At 71.1% G+C, this 14,226-nt stretch carries 12 protein-coding genes; 7 read left to right on the forward strand and 5 right to left on the reverse strand.

Translation table 11 applies throughout. The features are described from left to right. Positions 1–69 precede the first annotated feature (69 nt). The 4 genes from fmt to P6166_RS07150 all read left to right on the forward strand — a co-directional run bounded on the left by fmt (position 70) and on the right by P6166_RS07150 (position 5,507). Positions 70–996 carry a methionyl-tRNA formyltransferase gene (fmt, locus tag P6166_RS07135; protein WP_277763783.1) on the forward strand — a complete coding sequence of 309 codons (927 nt, stop codon included), beginning with the start codon at positions 70–72 and terminating at the stop codon, positions 994–996. Beyond that, positions 993–2,303: a 16S rRNA (cytosine(967)-C(5))-methyltransferase RsmB gene (gene rsmB / locus P6166_RS07140; protein WP_277763784.1), complete on the forward strand. Its 1,311-nt coding sequence runs from the start codon at positions 993–995 to the stop codon at positions 2,301–2,303. Before fmt ends, rsmB begins: the two co-directional genes overlap by 4 nt. Before the next feature lie 24 nt (positions 2,304–2,327). Continuing rightward, on the forward strand, positions 2,328–4,046 hold the full coding sequence (locus P6166_RS07145) for a glycosyltransferase family 39 protein (protein ID WP_277763785.1): 1,719 nt from the start codon (positions 2,328–2,330) through the stop codon (positions 4,044–4,046). Positions 4,047–4,232: 186 nt separating this feature from the next. Continuing rightward, positions 4,233–5,507 carry an O-antigen ligase gene (locus P6166_RS07150; protein WP_277763786.1) on the forward strand — a complete coding sequence of 425 codons (1,275 nt, stop codon included), beginning with the start codon at positions 4,233–4,235 and terminating at the stop codon, positions 5,505–5,507. On the opposite strand, the gene P6166_RS07155 is transcribed toward P6166_RS07150, so the two are convergent. Then, the gene (locus P6166_RS07155; protein ID WP_277763787.1) at positions 5,486–6,316 is read right to left on the reverse strand and encodes a glycosyltransferase family 2 protein; all 831 of its coding nucleotides are present in this window, start codon (positions 6,314–6,316) and stop codon (positions 5,486–5,488) included. The genes P6166_RS07150 and P6166_RS07155 overlap by 22 nt on opposite strands. Positions 6,317–6,320: 4 nt before the next feature. Here P6166_RS07155 and P6166_RS07160 point away from each other — a divergent pair, with 4 nt between their 5' ends. After that, positions 6,321–7,376 carry a CDP-glycerol glycerophosphotransferase family protein gene (locus P6166_RS07160; RefSeq protein WP_277763788.1) on the forward strand — a complete coding sequence of 352 codons (1,056 nt, stop codon included), beginning with the start codon at positions 6,321–6,323 and terminating at the stop codon, positions 7,374–7,376. Between the two features lies 1 nt (position 7,377). Here the strand turns inward: P6166_RS07160 and P6166_RS07165 are convergent, their stop codons facing one another. The 4 genes from P6166_RS07165 to P6166_RS07180 all read right to left on the reverse strand — a co-directional run bounded on the left by P6166_RS07165 (position 7,378) and on the right by P6166_RS07180 (position 11,629). Beyond that, on the reverse strand, positions 7,378–8,898 hold the full coding sequence (locus P6166_RS07165; RefSeq protein ID WP_277763789.1) for a PH domain-containing protein: 1,521 nt from the start codon (positions 8,896–8,898) through the stop codon (positions 7,378–7,380). Further along, positions 8,895–9,320 carry a PH domain-containing protein gene (locus P6166_RS07170; RefSeq protein WP_277763904.1) on the reverse strand — a complete coding sequence of 142 codons (426 nt, stop codon included), beginning with the start codon at positions 9,318–9,320 and terminating at the stop codon, positions 8,895–8,897. Before P6166_RS07170 ends, P6166_RS07165 begins: the two co-directional genes overlap by 4 nt. A gap of 172 nt (positions 9,321–9,492) precedes the next feature. Next, positions 9,493–10,623, reverse strand: coding sequence for a GTP cyclohydrolase II RibA (gene ribA, locus P6166_RS07175; protein ID WP_277763790.1), 1,131 nt, complete (start codon positions 10,621–10,623; stop codon positions 9,493–9,495). Between the two features lie 88 nt (positions 10,624–10,711). After that, positions 10,712–11,629 carry a lauroyl acyltransferase gene (locus P6166_RS07180; RefSeq protein ID WP_345781860.1) on the reverse strand — a complete coding sequence of 306 codons (918 nt, stop codon included), beginning with the start codon at positions 11,627–11,629 and terminating at the stop codon, positions 10,712–10,714. 134 nt (positions 11,630–11,763) lie between these two features. Here P6166_RS07180 and dtd point away from each other — a divergent pair, with 134 nt between their 5' ends. Both dtd and rpoD read left to right on the forward strand, forming a co-directional pair. Next, a complete protein-coding gene (gene dtd, locus P6166_RS07185; RefSeq protein WP_277763791.1) occupies positions 11,764–12,204 on the forward strand; it encodes a D-aminoacyl-tRNA deacylase in 441 nt (146 codons plus the stop codon). A gap of 127 nt (positions 12,205–12,331) precedes the next feature. Continuing rightward, entirely contained in the window at positions 12,332–14,203 is a 1,872-nt protein-coding gene (gene rpoD, locus P6166_RS07190) for an RNA polymerase sigma factor RpoD (protein ID WP_277763792.1), read from the forward strand. The last annotated feature ends 23 nt before the right edge of the window (positions 14,204–14,226 follow it).

Raw genomic sequence — 14,226 nt, forward strand, 5'->3', positions numbered from 1 at the left:
GGACGGGCACTCGCGCACCGGCCTCCCGGCCGGCCCTCGCGCCCCCGCCCCACGGAGCCCCCGCCGTCCATGAGAATCGTCTTTGCCGGTACGCCGGAATTCGCCGTGCCGTCGCTGCGCGCGGCCGCCCGCCACAATGAAGTGGAGGCGGTCTATACCCAGCCCGACCGCCCCGCCGGCCGTGGCCGCGGCCTGACCCCTTCGCCGGTCAAGCTCGAAGCCGTCTCGCGCGGCATCCCGGTCTACCAGCCCGACACCCTGCGCACGCCCGAGGCCCAGGCGCAGCTGGCCGCGCTGCAGCCGGACATCCTGATCGTGGTCGCCTACGGGCTGATCCTGCCCAAGAAGGTGCTGGCCATCCCGACCTACGGTTGCTGGAACGTGCATGCCTCGCTGCTGCCGCGCTGGCGCGGCGCCGCGCCGATCCAGCGCGCCATCGAGGCCGGCGATACCGAGAGCGGCGTGTGCCTGATGCAAATGGAGGCCGGCCTGGACACCGGGCCGGTGCTGCTGTCCCAGCACACCCCGATCGGTCCGCAAGACACCGGCGGCCAACTGCACGACCGCCTGGCCGAACTCGGCGCGCAGGTACTGGCCGATGGCCTGGGCCTGCTGCGCGTGGGCCTGAGCCCGGTGGCGCAGCCGCAGCCGGCCGTAGGGGTGACCTACGCGCACAAGCTCGACAAGGCCGAGGCGCGGCTGGACTGGGCGCAGCCGGCCGCCGCGCTGGCGCGCAAGGTGCGCGCCTTCGTGCCGTGGCCGGTCGCCGAGGCGATGCTGGCGGGCGAGCGCCTGCGCATCCATGGCGCGGTAGCCGTCGATGAAACCCACGACCGCCCGCCCGGCAGCCTGCTGCGCGCTTCGCGCGGGGGGCTGGACGTGGCCTGCGGCGAGGGCGTGCTGCGCCTGCGCGTGGTGCAGCGCGAAGGCGGCAAGCCGGTGACCGCCGCCGACTACCTCAACGCACGCCGCGACCTGGCCGGCTTCGCTCGATGAGCGGCGCACCCGCCCCGGCCGGCGTCGCCCCGCGCGTCGCCGCCGCGCGCATCCTGGCCGCGGTGATCGGCCAGGGGCGCTCGCTCAAGGCCGAATTCGCCGCCGTGTTGCCGGGCCTGGGCGAACCGCGCGACCGCGCGCTGGTCGAGGCGATCTGCTTTGCCGCGCTGCGCCGCCGCCCGGCCTACGAGGCGGCGCTGGCGCAATGGCTGGAGCGCCCGCCGGGCCGCCGAGACGCCGACCTCAAGGGCCTGCTGCTGGCCGGCCTGGCCCAGCTGGACGCGCTCGCGCTGCCGGCGCACGCCGCGCTCTCGGCCACCGTCGATGCCTGCCGCGCGCTGGGCCGGCCGCGCCAGGCGGGCATGGTCAATGCGGTGCTGCGCCGCGCCCAGCGCGAAGGCCTGCCGGCCGTGGCGGCCGACGCTGGCTGGCCGCAGTGGCTGCGCGAGGAAGTACGCCGGGACTGGGGCGCGCAGGCCGATGCGATCTTCCAGGCCAGCGCCGAACCGGCGCCGATGTGGCTGCGGGTGAACCGCCGCCAGTCCACGCGCGAGGCCTACCTGGACCTGCTCGCCGAAGCCGGCATCGCCGCCCACGCCGGTGACGGCCTGGCCGACGGCGTGCGCCTGGGCGAGCCGATGCCGGTGGCGCAGTTGCCCGGCTTCACCACCGGCGCCGTCTCCGTGCAGGATGGCTCCGCCCAGCAGGTCGCCGACCTGTTCGACCTGGCGCCCGGCCTGCGCGTGCTCGATGCCTGCGCCGCGCCCGGCGGCAAGGCCGCGCACCTGCTCGAACGCGAGCCGGGCCTGCGGCTCACCGCGCTGGACATCGACCCGCGCCGCCTGCGCCGCGTGGCCGAGACTTTGGCGCGCACCGGGGTGGCCGAAGGCGCGCAGGTCATCGCCGCCGATGCCGCCCAGCCCGATGGCTGGTGGGACGGCGCGGCGTTCGACGCCGTGCTGCTCGATGCCCCGTGCTCGGCCACCGGCATCGTGCGCCGCCAGCCCGACGTGCTGCTGCATCGCCGCGCCGAGGACGTGGACGCGTTGCTCGGCGTGCAGGCGCGGCTGCTGGACGCCGCATGGCGCGTGCTGCGTCCGGGCGGGTATCTGCTCTACACCACGTGCTCGCTGCTGCGCAGGGAGAACGAACAGCAGATCGCGCGCTTCATCGCGCGCACCGACGGCGTGGCGGTGCAGCCGCTGGATGCGACGTTCGGCCACGCCGCCGGTGCCGGCCGCCAGCGCCTGCCCGGCGAGCAGGCGCGCGATGGCTTCTACTACGCGAAATTGCTGAAGACATCCTGATCTGCGCCGCTATCATGGCGCCCCATGAAAAGGACGAATTCCAGGGAGTTCTGGCTGCTGGCCATCACCGCGCTGCTGGTGATCGGCGCGGGCCTGGGGATGCGGGATCCATGGCCCTCGGACGAGCCGCGTTTTGCGCTGGTCGCCAAGCAGATGGTGGAGAGCGGCAACTGGCTCTTCCCGCATCGCGGCATCGAGTTGTACTCGGACAAGCCGCCGATGCTGATGTGGCTGCAGGCCACCTTCTACACCGTGCTGCGCGACTGGCGCGTGGCGTTCCTGCTGCCTTCGCTGCTGGCCGCGCTGGGCACGCTGGCCTGCGTCTACGACCTGGGCCGCCGGCTGTGGACGCGCCGCGTCGGCCTGTACGCGGCGTGGGCACTGCTGTTCACCCTGCACTTCACCTTCCAGGCCAAGAAGGCGCAGATCGACCCGTTGGTGGTGTGCTTCATCACCCTGGCCAATTACGGCCTGCTGCGCCACCTGCTGCTGGGCCCGCACTGGCGCTGGTGGGCGGCGGGCTGGTGCTTCGCCGGCATCGGCGTGATCACCAAGGGCGTGGGCGTGCTGGCGCTGCTGATGCTGCTGCCCGCCGCCCTCGCCGCGGCGGCGGGCTGGCCGCGCGTGCGGCTGCACGTGCGCGATCCGCGCTTCTGGTGGGGGCCGCTGGCTTTCCTGTTGCCGATCGCGGCCTGGCTGGTGCCGGTGGTGGTCACCGCGCTGGCGTCGGGCGAGCCGGAATATCGCATCTACCTCAACGACATCCTGTTCCGGCAGACCGCCAAGCGCTACGCGCAGTCCTGGGACCACCCGCAGCCGTTCTGGTACCACTTCGCCACCATGGCGACGATGTGGATCCCGGTGATCCTCGCGTTGCCGTGGGCGATCCCGGCGTGGTGGCGGCGCCTGCGCCGGCGCGACGCACGCTACCTGCTGCCGCTGGCGTGGTGGCTGCTGGTGGTGGTGTTCTTCTCCATCCCCAGCGGCAAGCGCGACGTCTACATCCTGCCGGCGCTGCCGATGTTCTGCCTGGCGCTGGCCCCGCTGCTGCCGGGGCTGCTGCGTCAGCGCGGGCCGCAGCGGCTGCTGTGGACGTTTACCGCCGTGTTGTCGCTCGTCTGCCTGGCCGGTGGTTTGTCGATGCTGTGGGGCGAGCCGGCGTTCGAGCGCCGGCTGCTCGAGCAGCGCGGCGCCGACGGGGCGGTCGCCGCCGCCCTGGCCTGGGTGCTGCTCGCCTGCGGCGGCTGGGGCGTGGCGATGCTGGCGTGGTTGCGGGTGCGCGGCGCGGTGTTCGCGCTGCTCTCGTTGTTCGGCGTGGTGTGGGTCATCTATGGCCTCATCGGCTATCCCCTGCTCAACGATTCCAGCTCCGCGCGCGGCGTGATGCGCGAGACCGGGCGCCGCATCGGCCCGCAGGCCGAACTCGGGCTGGTGGCGTGGAAGGAGCAGAACCTGCTGATGGCCGACCGGCCGGCGGTAACGTTCGGCTTCAAGGTGCTGTGGGACGAACAGCTGCGCCGCGCCGTGGCCTGGCAGGCCGCGCAGCCCGCAACGCGCTGGCTGCTGGTGCAGGAGCCGGCGATGCAGGCCTGTATCGACCGCGCACGCGCGCAGGTGGTCGGGGTGGCGAACCGGCGGCGTTGGTGGCTGGTGCCCGCGGCGGCCGTGGTGGGTCCTTGCATCCCCTCGGCGGAGGAACTGGCGCGTGAACGCCGCGAGCAGGGCAATGTCGATGTGGAGTGATGCAGTCCGGTGCCACCCGCCGGTAGTGTTTGCCCGGAAAATCGTTTTCATGGGCCGTGCCTCAACGCCGCTTAGGCCGCGGGATGTGAAGCAACGCCCGTTTCCCTTCACACGCCGCCGCGACTTAGCTGCCGTTCGTAATTGCCTGACGATGATGGCCGCCTCTCCGATCCTGCCCGGGCTGCAATGACGATTCTTCATCCCACGCCACCGGAACTGCCTGCGCTGGCCGACGCCAGTCATGCGCGGCGCCTGGGCGGCGTGGCGGAGTTCGGCATCTTCGCCCTTGCCGCGTTCGTGGTGGCCATGCCCAGCGGCCTGCTGCCGTTCGGGTTGTGCCTGCTGGGCACCAGCGTGCTGGGGGCGCGCGCGTTGCGCCAAAGCGTGCCCGGCATGGGCGTGAACCTGCGCGCGCTGTGCCTGCTGATGGTGGCGGTGCTGCTGATGTCGCTGTGGTCGGTGCTGCTGTTCGAGCATGGGCTCAAGGACGTGGACAACCGCTCGCGCTTCGTCGTGCTGCCGTGGGCGGCGCTGTGGGTGTACGCGATGCAGCCGCGCATGCTGTGGCTGTGGCGCGGCGCGATCACCGGCATCTTCGCCGCGCTGGCGCTGGCGGTGGTGCAGGTGGCGCGGGGCGACCCGCGCGCCGAGGGCTGGACCAACGCCATCGTGCTGGCCGACATCGTGCTGATGCTGATGGTGCTGGCGGTGTTCTGCCGCCCCCTCGGGCGCTGGGTGTGGGTGGTGCCGGCGCTGGTGGCCGGCTGCGTGACCATCGTGCTCACCGGCAGCCGCGGCGTGTGGCCGGCGCTGATGTGCCTGCTGGTGCTCGTGGCGATGGGCGCTCGCTGGCGCGACGGGCGCACCCGCCTGTTGATCCTGGCCGGCGTGGCCGCCATCGGCGCGACGATCGTGCTCACCGTGCCGGCGCTCACCCACCAGATGCGCATCGGCGAGCTGCAGCGCGACATGCAGCGCTACGAAGTGGGCGATGTCGATTCTTCCGCCGGCGCACGCCTGGAACGCCTGCACGTGGCCTACGACACTTTCCTCGACCACCCGCTGACCGGCGTGGGCGTGGGGCATTTCGACGAGGCGATGAAGCGCCTGCCCGTCTGCGCCACCGACCAGTGGGTGGAGCGCTGCCACCTCGGCCACGCGCATAACGACCTGGCCGAATGGGCCGCCACGCAGGGTGTGCTGGGCATCGCGCTGCTGCTGGCGGTGTACGGCGTGCCGCTGTGGCTGCTGGTGCGGCTGCACCGCCGCAGCGGGCAGGCACGTTTCCGCGGCCCGGCCGCGGCCGGGATCGTCGTGGTGCTCAGCTACGTGCTGTGCGGCATGACCCAGTCGATGTTCGCCCACCAGGTCACGGCCAGCTTCTACGTCTCGGTCGTCGGCGCGCTGATCGGCCTGGCCGCGCGCGAGGCCGCGCAGGTTCAGTCGGCGCGACGCGGCTGAGGCTCGGGGCGCGGCGGGTCGGCCACCGGCTGGCCGTGTTGCAGCAGCCACAGCATGATCGACTTCTGCCGCACGTAGTTGGCGCGCACGTAGGCATAGACCAGCCCGCGCCAGCCATCCAGGAAGCCGGCACGCAGCACGTAGCCGCGCCAGAAGCGCCAGGCCGGCGCCAGCACCAGCTTCGACCACGAGGCGCGCTTGCCGCGCGCGTATTCGTGTTCGGCCATCATCCGGGCATAGCGCTGGGTCTTGGCCAGCTGCTGTTCGAGCGAGCGGTACGGGTAATGGATGAGGTCGCCGCGCAGCGTGGCGACCGGCCCGTCGACGCTGGCCGCCTCGTGGATCTCGCGCTGGCCGCGCCAGCCGCCGCGGCGCCGGTCGAACAGCCGCAGCACGCGGTCCGGATAGGCGTTGCCATGGCGCAGGAAGCGGCCGAAGTAGTCCGACAGGCGATTGAAGCGGTAACCCGCCTGGCCTGCGAAGCCGCCGTCGCGCGCGGCGAGGATGGACGCGCGCAAGGCATCGCTCACGCGCTCGTCCGCGTCCAGGCACAGCACCCAGTCGTGCGCTGCCTGCGTCACCGCGAAATCCTTCTGGCTGCGGAAACCGTCGAAGGCGCGTTGCAGCACCCGCGCGCCCGCCGCCGCGGCCAAGGCCGCCGTGGCATCGGTGGATTGCGAGTCCACCACGAGTATCTCGTCGCAGAAGGCGAGCGAGGCCAGGCAGTCGCTTATGCGGTCGGCCTCGTTGAACGCGATAATGCAGGCCGAGAGGCGAGGCCGTTCGGACGGAGCGGTCGATGAGGACATAGAGATGGCCGAGTACCTGCTGTTCGCGACGGAGCGTTACGCCCTGCCTATTCTGGCGCCTCTGGCGCGGGCGTTACAGGCCAGCGGGCAGTCCGTCCACGCCTGGTTCGAGGACGGCGCGCGCGGGGCGAGGCTGGACGGCGTGCCGTCGGCGGACCTGCGCGCGGCCCTGGCGCTGCGCCCGCGCGCGGTGTTCAGCGCCGCCAACTGGGTGCCCGGGTTCCTGTCCGGGGCGAAGGTGCAGCTGTTCCATGGCTTCAACGTAGAGAAACGCGAGGACAACCGCGGCCACTTTCGCGTGCGCGGTCTGTTCGACCTCTACTGCACGCAGGGCCCGGCGACCACCGCGCCTTTCCGCGAATTGGCCGAGCGCGAGGGTCACTTTGCCGTGGCCGAGACCGGCTGGCCCAAGCTCGACCCGCTGTTCCGCGACGACGATGGCGAGAGCGCCCGGCTGCGCGCCCGGGCGGCGGGACGGCCGACGATCCTGTTCGGCTCCACCTTCACCGAGCGCCTCAGCGCCGCGCCCGTGCTGCACGATGCCATTGCCGCCGACATCGCGCGCGGCGAGCACTACTGGCTGCTGACCCTGCATCCGAAATGCCCGCCCGAATTGTTCGCCCGCTACCGCGCGCTGGCCGGCGCCAACGCGCACTTCGTCGAGCCCGAGCAGGTGATGGCCGCCCAGCGCGCGGCCGACGTGCTGGTGTCCGATACCTCGTCGATCGTTTCGGAGTTCGTGGTGCAGCACAAGCCGGTGGTGACGCTGCGCAACCGCGCGCCGAAGCCGCACATGATCGATTTCGACGACCCGGCGCAGCTCCCGCGCATGCTCGCGCGCGCGCTGGCGCCGGAGCCGGCGTTGCGCGAGGCGATCGTGCGCTACGCCGATGCGATCCACCCGTACCGCGATGGTCTGTCCTCCGAGCGGGTGATCGCCGCCACCGAAGATTTCATCGACGGGGAGATGGGGCGGCTGCGTCGCAAGCCGCTCGGTGCGCTGTGGCGTGGGCTGCAGATCCGCAAGGACCTGGGCTACTGGGGTCCCGCGCAGCGCTGAGTCACCAGCGCAGGCGGCGCTTCGCCAGCCGCGCGCCGAGCTGCGCGTAGAGCGCTTCGGCTTGCGCCAACGGCACCAGGCGCAGGCGCAACGGCGGGCCGGAGGCGTGCGCGCCGGCGGTATCCAGCCAGAGCGAGGCCGTGCCGCACAGGCGGTCCAGCGGCGAGCGCGACAGCCGCAGCGCCTGCAGCTTGTCGAGCTCGGCCATGCGCCACCAACGGTCCCACCAGCCGCCGCGCACGACCACGCGCTCGCCATCCACCGACCAGCCCATGCGGGCCACCTGCCGGTACGCGGCGAACAACGCCCACGGCCACCACGCCAGCAGCCACCACGCCCACAGGCCGACATGCCAGGACGCCATCGCCGCGACCGGCAGCAGCCACAGCGCCGGCAGCGCCAGCCGCCAGCCATTGGCACGCGGCACCGGGGTCCACTGCGCGGGCGGCCAGGCCGCGTGCGGCAGCAGCTCGGCGATGAGCGCATCGCAGGCCTGCGGGGTGGCGATCGGCGCGACGTCGCGGAACGCGCGGCCGTGGTCGTCATGTTGCTGCGAGGCGGCGGTATCCACCTGCAGGCGGCGCCGGCGCAGGCAGCGGTGCAGGAAGCCCTCGCGCAGCGTCCAGGCCTGGATGCGCCGCCGCGTGGTGCTGGTGCGGATGCGGGTGAGCAGCCCGCGCTCGACGGTAAGCCGGCGCTCGATCTCGCTGAGCGTGAAGCCGTGGTACTGCACCAGCGCCAGCAGCACGGACAGCGCGCGCATCGCCAACAGCAGCAGGACGAGCAGCAACAACGCCGCGATCGCCGTGGCCGCCAGCCCGGGATGCAATGCGTGGACGTAGCGGTAGGCCACCTCGCCGTTGTCGGTGATGAAGCGGGTGACCGCGCGCTCCGGGAACGCCTGGTACAGCACGCCGAAAGAGGCGGCGACCACCACCATGCCGCGGTTGGAGACCAGCCCGAGGCGGATGACCTCGGGCACCGGCAGGCGCAGCAGCGTGCGCGCCGGCGGCTCGGCCGCGACGGCGGCGGCCTCTGCCGAGGCGAGGCCATCGGCTGCGGTGCGCGTGCCGTGGCGGACGCGCTGCTCCAGCGCCAGCGCGCGGTCCAGCCGCAGCACGCGCATCTGCGCCTCGGGCCGCGCACCGCCGGCCGATTCCAGCCGCACCTCGGCCACGCCGAACATGCGGTGCAGCACATTCTGGTGCAGCACCACGTTGTGGATGCGCGCATAAGGGATATCGCGCCAGCTGCGTTCGAGCAGGCCGCTGCGGATGTGGATCGCGTCCGGGCCGAGGCGGTAGCGGTAGGTCAGGTATTGCAGCACCGAGATCCCGACCAGCACGCCGATCGCCACGAGGCTGGCCAGGTTCGCGTAACCGTCCACGCGATCGCCGCGCTGGCCGAAGAACACCAGCAGCACCAGCGGGATGAAGAACTGCCGCGCCTGCTGCAACAGCACGAACAGCCACGAGAGGGGATGCAGCCGCTGTTCGCCGGCGTCGAGGTCGGGCGTGCTCACAGCGCGTCGTCGTCCTGGTCGAGTTGGCGCGACAGGCGCTCGCGCAGGCGTTCGGCGTCGGCGGCGGCCAGGCCGGCGATGGACACCGCGCCAAAGCGGCTGCCGGCCGTGTGTACCACCAGCGTGGACAGCCCGAGCATGCGCTCCAGCGGCCCGCGGCGCAGGTCCAGGTGCTGCACGCGGCTGGCCGGCACGCGGGTTTCGGACTGCCACAGCCCGCCGCGGCGCACCGCCAAGCCTTGCGCGTCGAGCAGCCAGCGCACGCGGCGGCGGCGGCGATAGGCCAGAGCGGCGAGCAGCACCGCGACCACCGCCACGACGCCGGCGCTCGCCGGCCACGGCAACGGTGAGCCTTCTCCAATCCGCAAGATCAGCCCGCCCCCGACGAGCAGGCATGGAATCAACAGGGACAGGCCGGCCATCGCACCGGCCAGCACGGCGCCGCGCAGCGGCAGCGGCTGCCAATCGAGGGGGAAGGGATGAGGAAAACCGGGGTCGGACGACGACGGCGAAGGGTCGGACACGGGCAAGGCGCCTGGTGGGATCGCGCCCAGCATAGCCGTGGCGCCACCGGCGCCGGAACCGCCCCGCGTTTTACTGCGAGGCGAGGATCAGCGCGTCCACGTCCAGCGCATGGCCGGCGCGCGCGGCCTTGGTGCGCAAGTACTGCTCGTTTTCGTGGGTGATTTCACCGGTCACCGGGATGCGCTCGACCACCTCGATGCCCGCCGCGCGCAAGCGCTCGACCTTGCTCGGGTTGTTGGTGAGCAGCTGGATGCGCTCGATGCCCAGGCCGCGCAGCATCGCTACCGCGCTGCCGTAGCGGCGCTCGTCCGGGCCGAAGCCGAGCTGGGCGTCGGCGTCGATGGTGTCCAGGCCGGCGTGCTGGTAGCCGTAGGCGCGCATCTTGGCCGCGATGCCGGTACCCCGGCCTTCCTGGTCCAGGTACAGCAATACGCCGCCGCCGAGCGCCTTGAGCTTGTCCAGGCCGCGGCGCAGCTGGTCGCCGCAATCGCACTTGAGCGAGCCGAACAGGTCGCCCGTGAGGCAGGAGGAATGCACGCGCACCGGCACCGGCTTGGAGAGGTCCGGCTGGCCGACCACGATGGCGACCTGGTCGCGCTGGGCCACGCCGCCGCGGAACACCACGAACTCGCTCATGCCGACCTCGCGCAGCGGCACGGGCGTGCGGGTGACCAGCTCGTACGGACGCGCGGCGGCGCGCGCGCAGCCTTCGAACAGGTCCGACAGTTGCAGCCACTGGCAGGCGGCGAAGGCGGCTTCCTCGGCCGGCGTCAGGGCCACCGCGATCATCGCCGGCAGCAGCAGGCCGAGCCGGGCGATCTCCACCGCGCCGGCATCCAGTGCGTCGCCGGCGTCATGCTGCGCGGGTACCTGCGCCTGGCGCAGGTAGGCCAGGGAGGCCAGCGCGTCGTAGGACACGCCGGCCAGCGGCACCCGTGCGCCATGCGGCGCGTCCAGGCCCAGCACCTGCGCGCGGGTCGGGGTGAGGAGCAGGTAGTGCCGGCCGCCCGCGGCCTGCGCGAAGGCGGCGTAGGAATGCGCGGTGCTGCTGTCCAGCGCCATCACCGCGCGGGGCTGCCCATCGCCATCGCGCAACACCACCGGCCGGCCGGCGCGCAGCTCGGAAGCCGCGCGCTCGCAGCGGATGGCGGCGGGATCGCCGAAGGGATCGGGGCGGGGGGCGGAGGTCGGGATGTCCATGAAGTTCCCTGATGGGGGCGGGCAGGGGCCGTTCAATGTGGAAAAGGGCACTGCAACAACTTGTCGCAGGATTGGTGGCAATCGCGTGTCAGTGCGGATGGCGCGCGGTCGCGTAGGGGTTGGGTTCGCCGCTACCGGGCGGGCGCAGCGTGTAGCGCTTGTAGGTCCACTGGTACTGCGTGGGGTCGCGGCGGGCGATGCGCTCCAGGCCGGCGTTGAGCGCGGTGGCGGCGACGACCGGGTCCGGGTCGGCCAGCGCCGGCTCGGCCGGTTCGATATGCAGCGCGAAGTCCAGGTCCTCGCTCAGCCGCTCCACCCAGCCGTACAGCACGACGGCGCCGGTGCGCTCGGCCAGGCGGTTGACCAGGGTCATGGTCAGCGCCGGGTGGCCGAAGAACGGGGCGAAGACGCCATCGCCCATCTTGGGCTGCTGGTCTGGCAGGATGCCGACCGCGCCGCCGTCCTTGAGCGTCTTGAACAACTGGCGCACGGCCGGGCCCTCTGCGCGCACCTGGCGCACGTTGTCCTTGCCGCGCGCGCGCTGCAGGAAGCCATCGACCACCGGCGAATCCGGCGGGCGGTAGACAATGGCGATGGGGCCGCGCTCGGCCAGCCACTGGTTGAGCAGTTCCCAGTTGCCGAAGTGCGGCGCGGCGACGATGACGCCGCGGCCGGAGGCCAGCGCCGCGTCGTAGAGGTCCTGGCCGTGGCGCTCGCGCAGGCGGGCGAGGTTCTCGGCCGGCGGGCGGGTCCAGGTGCGCAGCATCTCGAAGGTCTGCCGGGCGGTGGAGCGGAGGATGCGCGGATGCAGCGCGGCACGCTCGGCGGCTGTCAGTTCGGGATAGGCGAGCTCGAGGTTGCGGCGCACGACGCGGCTTTCGCGCGCGTCCACGTGCCGCCACACCCAGGCAATGGCGTCGGCGAGGGCCTTGAGGCAGGGCCACGGCAGGCGGCCCAGCAGGGCGGCGGCCCGGTACAGCCACCCGGCGCGGAGATCGGCATTCATCCGGTGAATTCTAAACGGGCGGGGCGGGGTGGTCTTGGCGGGGTGAGACGGGTGGCGTGGGCGGCCGGCGCGCGCGTGACAATGCGCCCCCGCCTGCACGATGCTCGCTGGCCTCCCTCACCTTGAAGAACGCCATGCTCGCCCTGATCCAGCGTGTCACCCAGGCCCAGGTCGATGTGGCGGGCGAAGTGGTCGGTCGGATCGGGCCGGGGCTGCTGGCCCTGGTCGGCATGGAGCCGGGCGACACGGACGCGATGATCCGGCGGATGGCCGAGCGTCTGCTCGGCTACCGGGTCTTCGCCGACGAGGCCGGCCGGATGAACCGCTCGCTCACCGATACCGCAGGCGGCCTGCTGCTGGTCAGCCAGTTCACCCTGGCGGCCGACACCGCCTCGGGCATGCGTCCCAGCTTCACCACCGCGGCACCGCCTGCGGAGGCTGAACGCGGGTTCAATCAATTGGTGGCGATCTGCCGCGAAAAACACGTAGCAGGGGTGGAAACGGGGCGTTTCGGCGCCCATATGGTGGTCAGCCTGGTCAATGACGGCCCGGTCACGTTCTTACTCAGACCCTGACGGCGACACGAGGTCGCGCGGTCTGCCCTGGCCCAGTGTCTCCCCGCCTCATCCGGCAGACGGGAGCGGTCGCTGGTATAATGCTAGGTTCTCTCTCATTCCTTCCCAGCCGGTGGCGCGAGCACTCATGGCCAACGAACGTCCTGCCCAGCAATCCGACATCAAGCAACTGATCAGCAAGGGCCTGGAACAGGGCTATCTGACGTACGCCGAGGTTAACGACCATCTCCCGGACGACCTGGTCGACCCGGAGCAGATCGAAGACATCATCGGCATGATCAACGGCATGGGCATCGACGTCCATGAAGTGGCACCGGATGCCGAGACCCTGCTGCTCAACGACGGCAACACCGGCAACCGCGAGGTGGACGACACCGCCGCCGAGGAAGCCGCCGCCGCCCTGACCGCCCTGGATACCGAGGGTGGCCGCACCACCGACCCGGTGCGCATGTACATGCGCGAGATGGGCACGGTGGAGTTGCTGACCCGCGAGGGCGAAATCGCCATCGCCAAGCGTATCGAGGAAGGCCTGGGCCAGGTCCAGGCTGCGCTGGGCACGTTCCCGGCCTCGGTGGAGCTGCTGCTGTCCGATTATGAAGCGCACAAGGAAGGCAAGAAGCGCCTGGCCGAAGTGATCGTCGGCTTCAACGACCTGATCGAGGAGGCCGACGCGGCCGCCGCCGAACTGGAAGCGGCCGGCGGCGACGCCGATGCCGAGGCCTCGGAGGACGACGACGAGGATGAGGACGCCGTGGAAGGTGCCGACGAGGACACCGGCCCGGTCGGCCCGGACCCGGTCGAAGTCGCCACGCGCATGGAGAACCTGGCCAACGAACTGGCCAAGTTCAAGAAGGCGTATGCCAAGCATGGCGCCGAGCACAAGCTGGTGACCAAGGCGCGCGAGGACATCGCCGCGATCTTCGTCACCCTGAAGCTGCCGCTGCCGCTGACCGACGTGCTGGTGCGCCAGCTGCGCGAGGTGCAGAACCACATCAAGGACCATGAGCGCCGCGTGCTGCACCTGTCGACCAACGTCGCCAAGATGCCGCGCAAGGACTTCATCCGTTCCTGGGAAGGCAACCAGACCAACCTGGAGTGGGTGGAAGACGCGCTCAAGCGCAAGCAGAAGTGGTCTTCGGCCCTGCGCGACGTGAAGGACCAGATCATTGCCGAGCAGCAGGCCACCATCGACCTGGAGAAGGCCAACTACCTGACCCTGGCCGAGATCAAGGAAATCAGCCGCGCCATGGCCTATGGCGAGGCCAAGGCCCGCAAGGCGAAGAAGGAGATGGTCGAGGCGAACCTGCGCCTGGTGATCTCCATCGCCAAGAAGTACACCAACCGCGGCCTGCAGTTCCTGGACCTGATCCAGGAGGGCAACATCGGCCTGATGAAGGCGGTGGACAAGTTCGAATACCGCCGCGGCTACAAGTTCTCGACGTATGCGACCTGGTGGATCCGCCAGGCGATCACCCGTTCGATCGCCGACCAGGCGCGCACCATCCGTATTCCGGTGCACATGATCGAGACGATCAACAAGTTGAACCGCATTTCCCGCCAGATGCTCCAGCAGTTCGGCCGCGAGGCCACGCCGGAGGAGCTGGCCAAGGAAATGGACATGCCCGAGGACAAGATCCGCAAGGTGATGAAGATCGCCAAGGAGCCGATCTCGATGGAGACCCCGATCGGCGACGACGAGGACTCGCACCTGGGCGATTTCATCGAGGACACCAATGTGGAGTCCCCGATCGACAACACTACCAACATCAACCTGTCCGAGACGGTGCGTGACGTGCTGGCCGGGTTGACCCCGAGGGAAGCGAAGGTGCTGCGCATGCGCTTCGGCATCGACATGAACACCGACCACACCCTGGAAGAGGTGGGCAAGCAGTTCGACGTGACCCGCGAGCGCATCCGCCAGATCGAGGCGAAGGCGCTGCGCAAGCTGCGCCACCCGAGCCGGTCGGAACAGCTGCGGAGCTTCCTGGATATTGATTGATCCGGGTGCTTGAAAGCCGGGTT

The organism is Stenotrophomonas sp. HITSZ_GD (assembly GCF_029543105.1).
Taxonomy (GTDB): Bacteria; Pseudomonadota; Gammaproteobacteria; order Xanthomonadales; family Xanthomonadaceae; genus Stenotrophomonas_A.

Excerpts from the sequence above, each read along its gene's own strand:
- fmt (WP_277763783.1), top strand. The coding sequence starts at position 70 with ATGAGAATCGTCTTTGCCGGTACGCCGGAATTCGCCGTGCCGTCGCTG.
- rsmB (WP_277763784.1), top strand. The coding sequence starts at position 993 with ATGAGCGGCGCACCCGCCCCGGCCGGCGTCGCCCCGCGCGTCGCCGCC.
- P6166_RS07145 (WP_277763785.1), top strand. The coding sequence starts at position 2,328 with ATGAAAAGGACGAATTCCAGGGAGTTCTGGCTGCTGGCCATCACCGCG.
- P6166_RS07150 (WP_277763786.1), top strand. The coding sequence starts at position 4,233 with ATGACGATTCTTCATCCCACGCCACCGGAACTGCCTGCGCTGGCCGAC.
- P6166_RS07155 (WP_277763787.1), bottom strand. The coding sequence starts at position 6,316 with ATGTCCTCATCGACCGCTCCGTCCGAACGGCCTCGCCTCTCGGCCTGC.
- P6166_RS07160 (WP_277763788.1), top strand. The coding sequence starts at position 6,321 with ATGGCCGAGTACCTGCTGTTCGCGACGGAGCGTTACGCCCTGCCTATT.
- P6166_RS07170 (WP_277763904.1), bottom strand. The coding sequence starts at position 9,320 with ATGGCCGGCCTGTCCCTGTTGATTCCATGCCTGCTCGTCGGGGGCGGG.
- ribA (WP_277763790.1), bottom strand. The coding sequence starts at position 10,623 with ATGGACATCCCGACCTCCGCCCCCCGCCCCGATCCCTTCGGCGATCCC.
- P6166_RS07180 (WP_345781860.1), bottom strand. The coding sequence starts at position 11,629 with ATGAATGCCGATCTCCGCGCCGGGTGGCTGTACCGGGCCGCCGCCCTG.
- dtd (WP_277763791.1), top strand. The coding sequence starts at position 11,764 with ATGCTCGCCCTGATCCAGCGTGTCACCCAGGCCCAGGTCGATGTGGCG.
- rpoD (WP_277763792.1), top strand. The coding sequence starts at position 12,332 with ATGGCCAACGAACGTCCTGCCCAGCAATCCGACATCAAGCAACTGATC.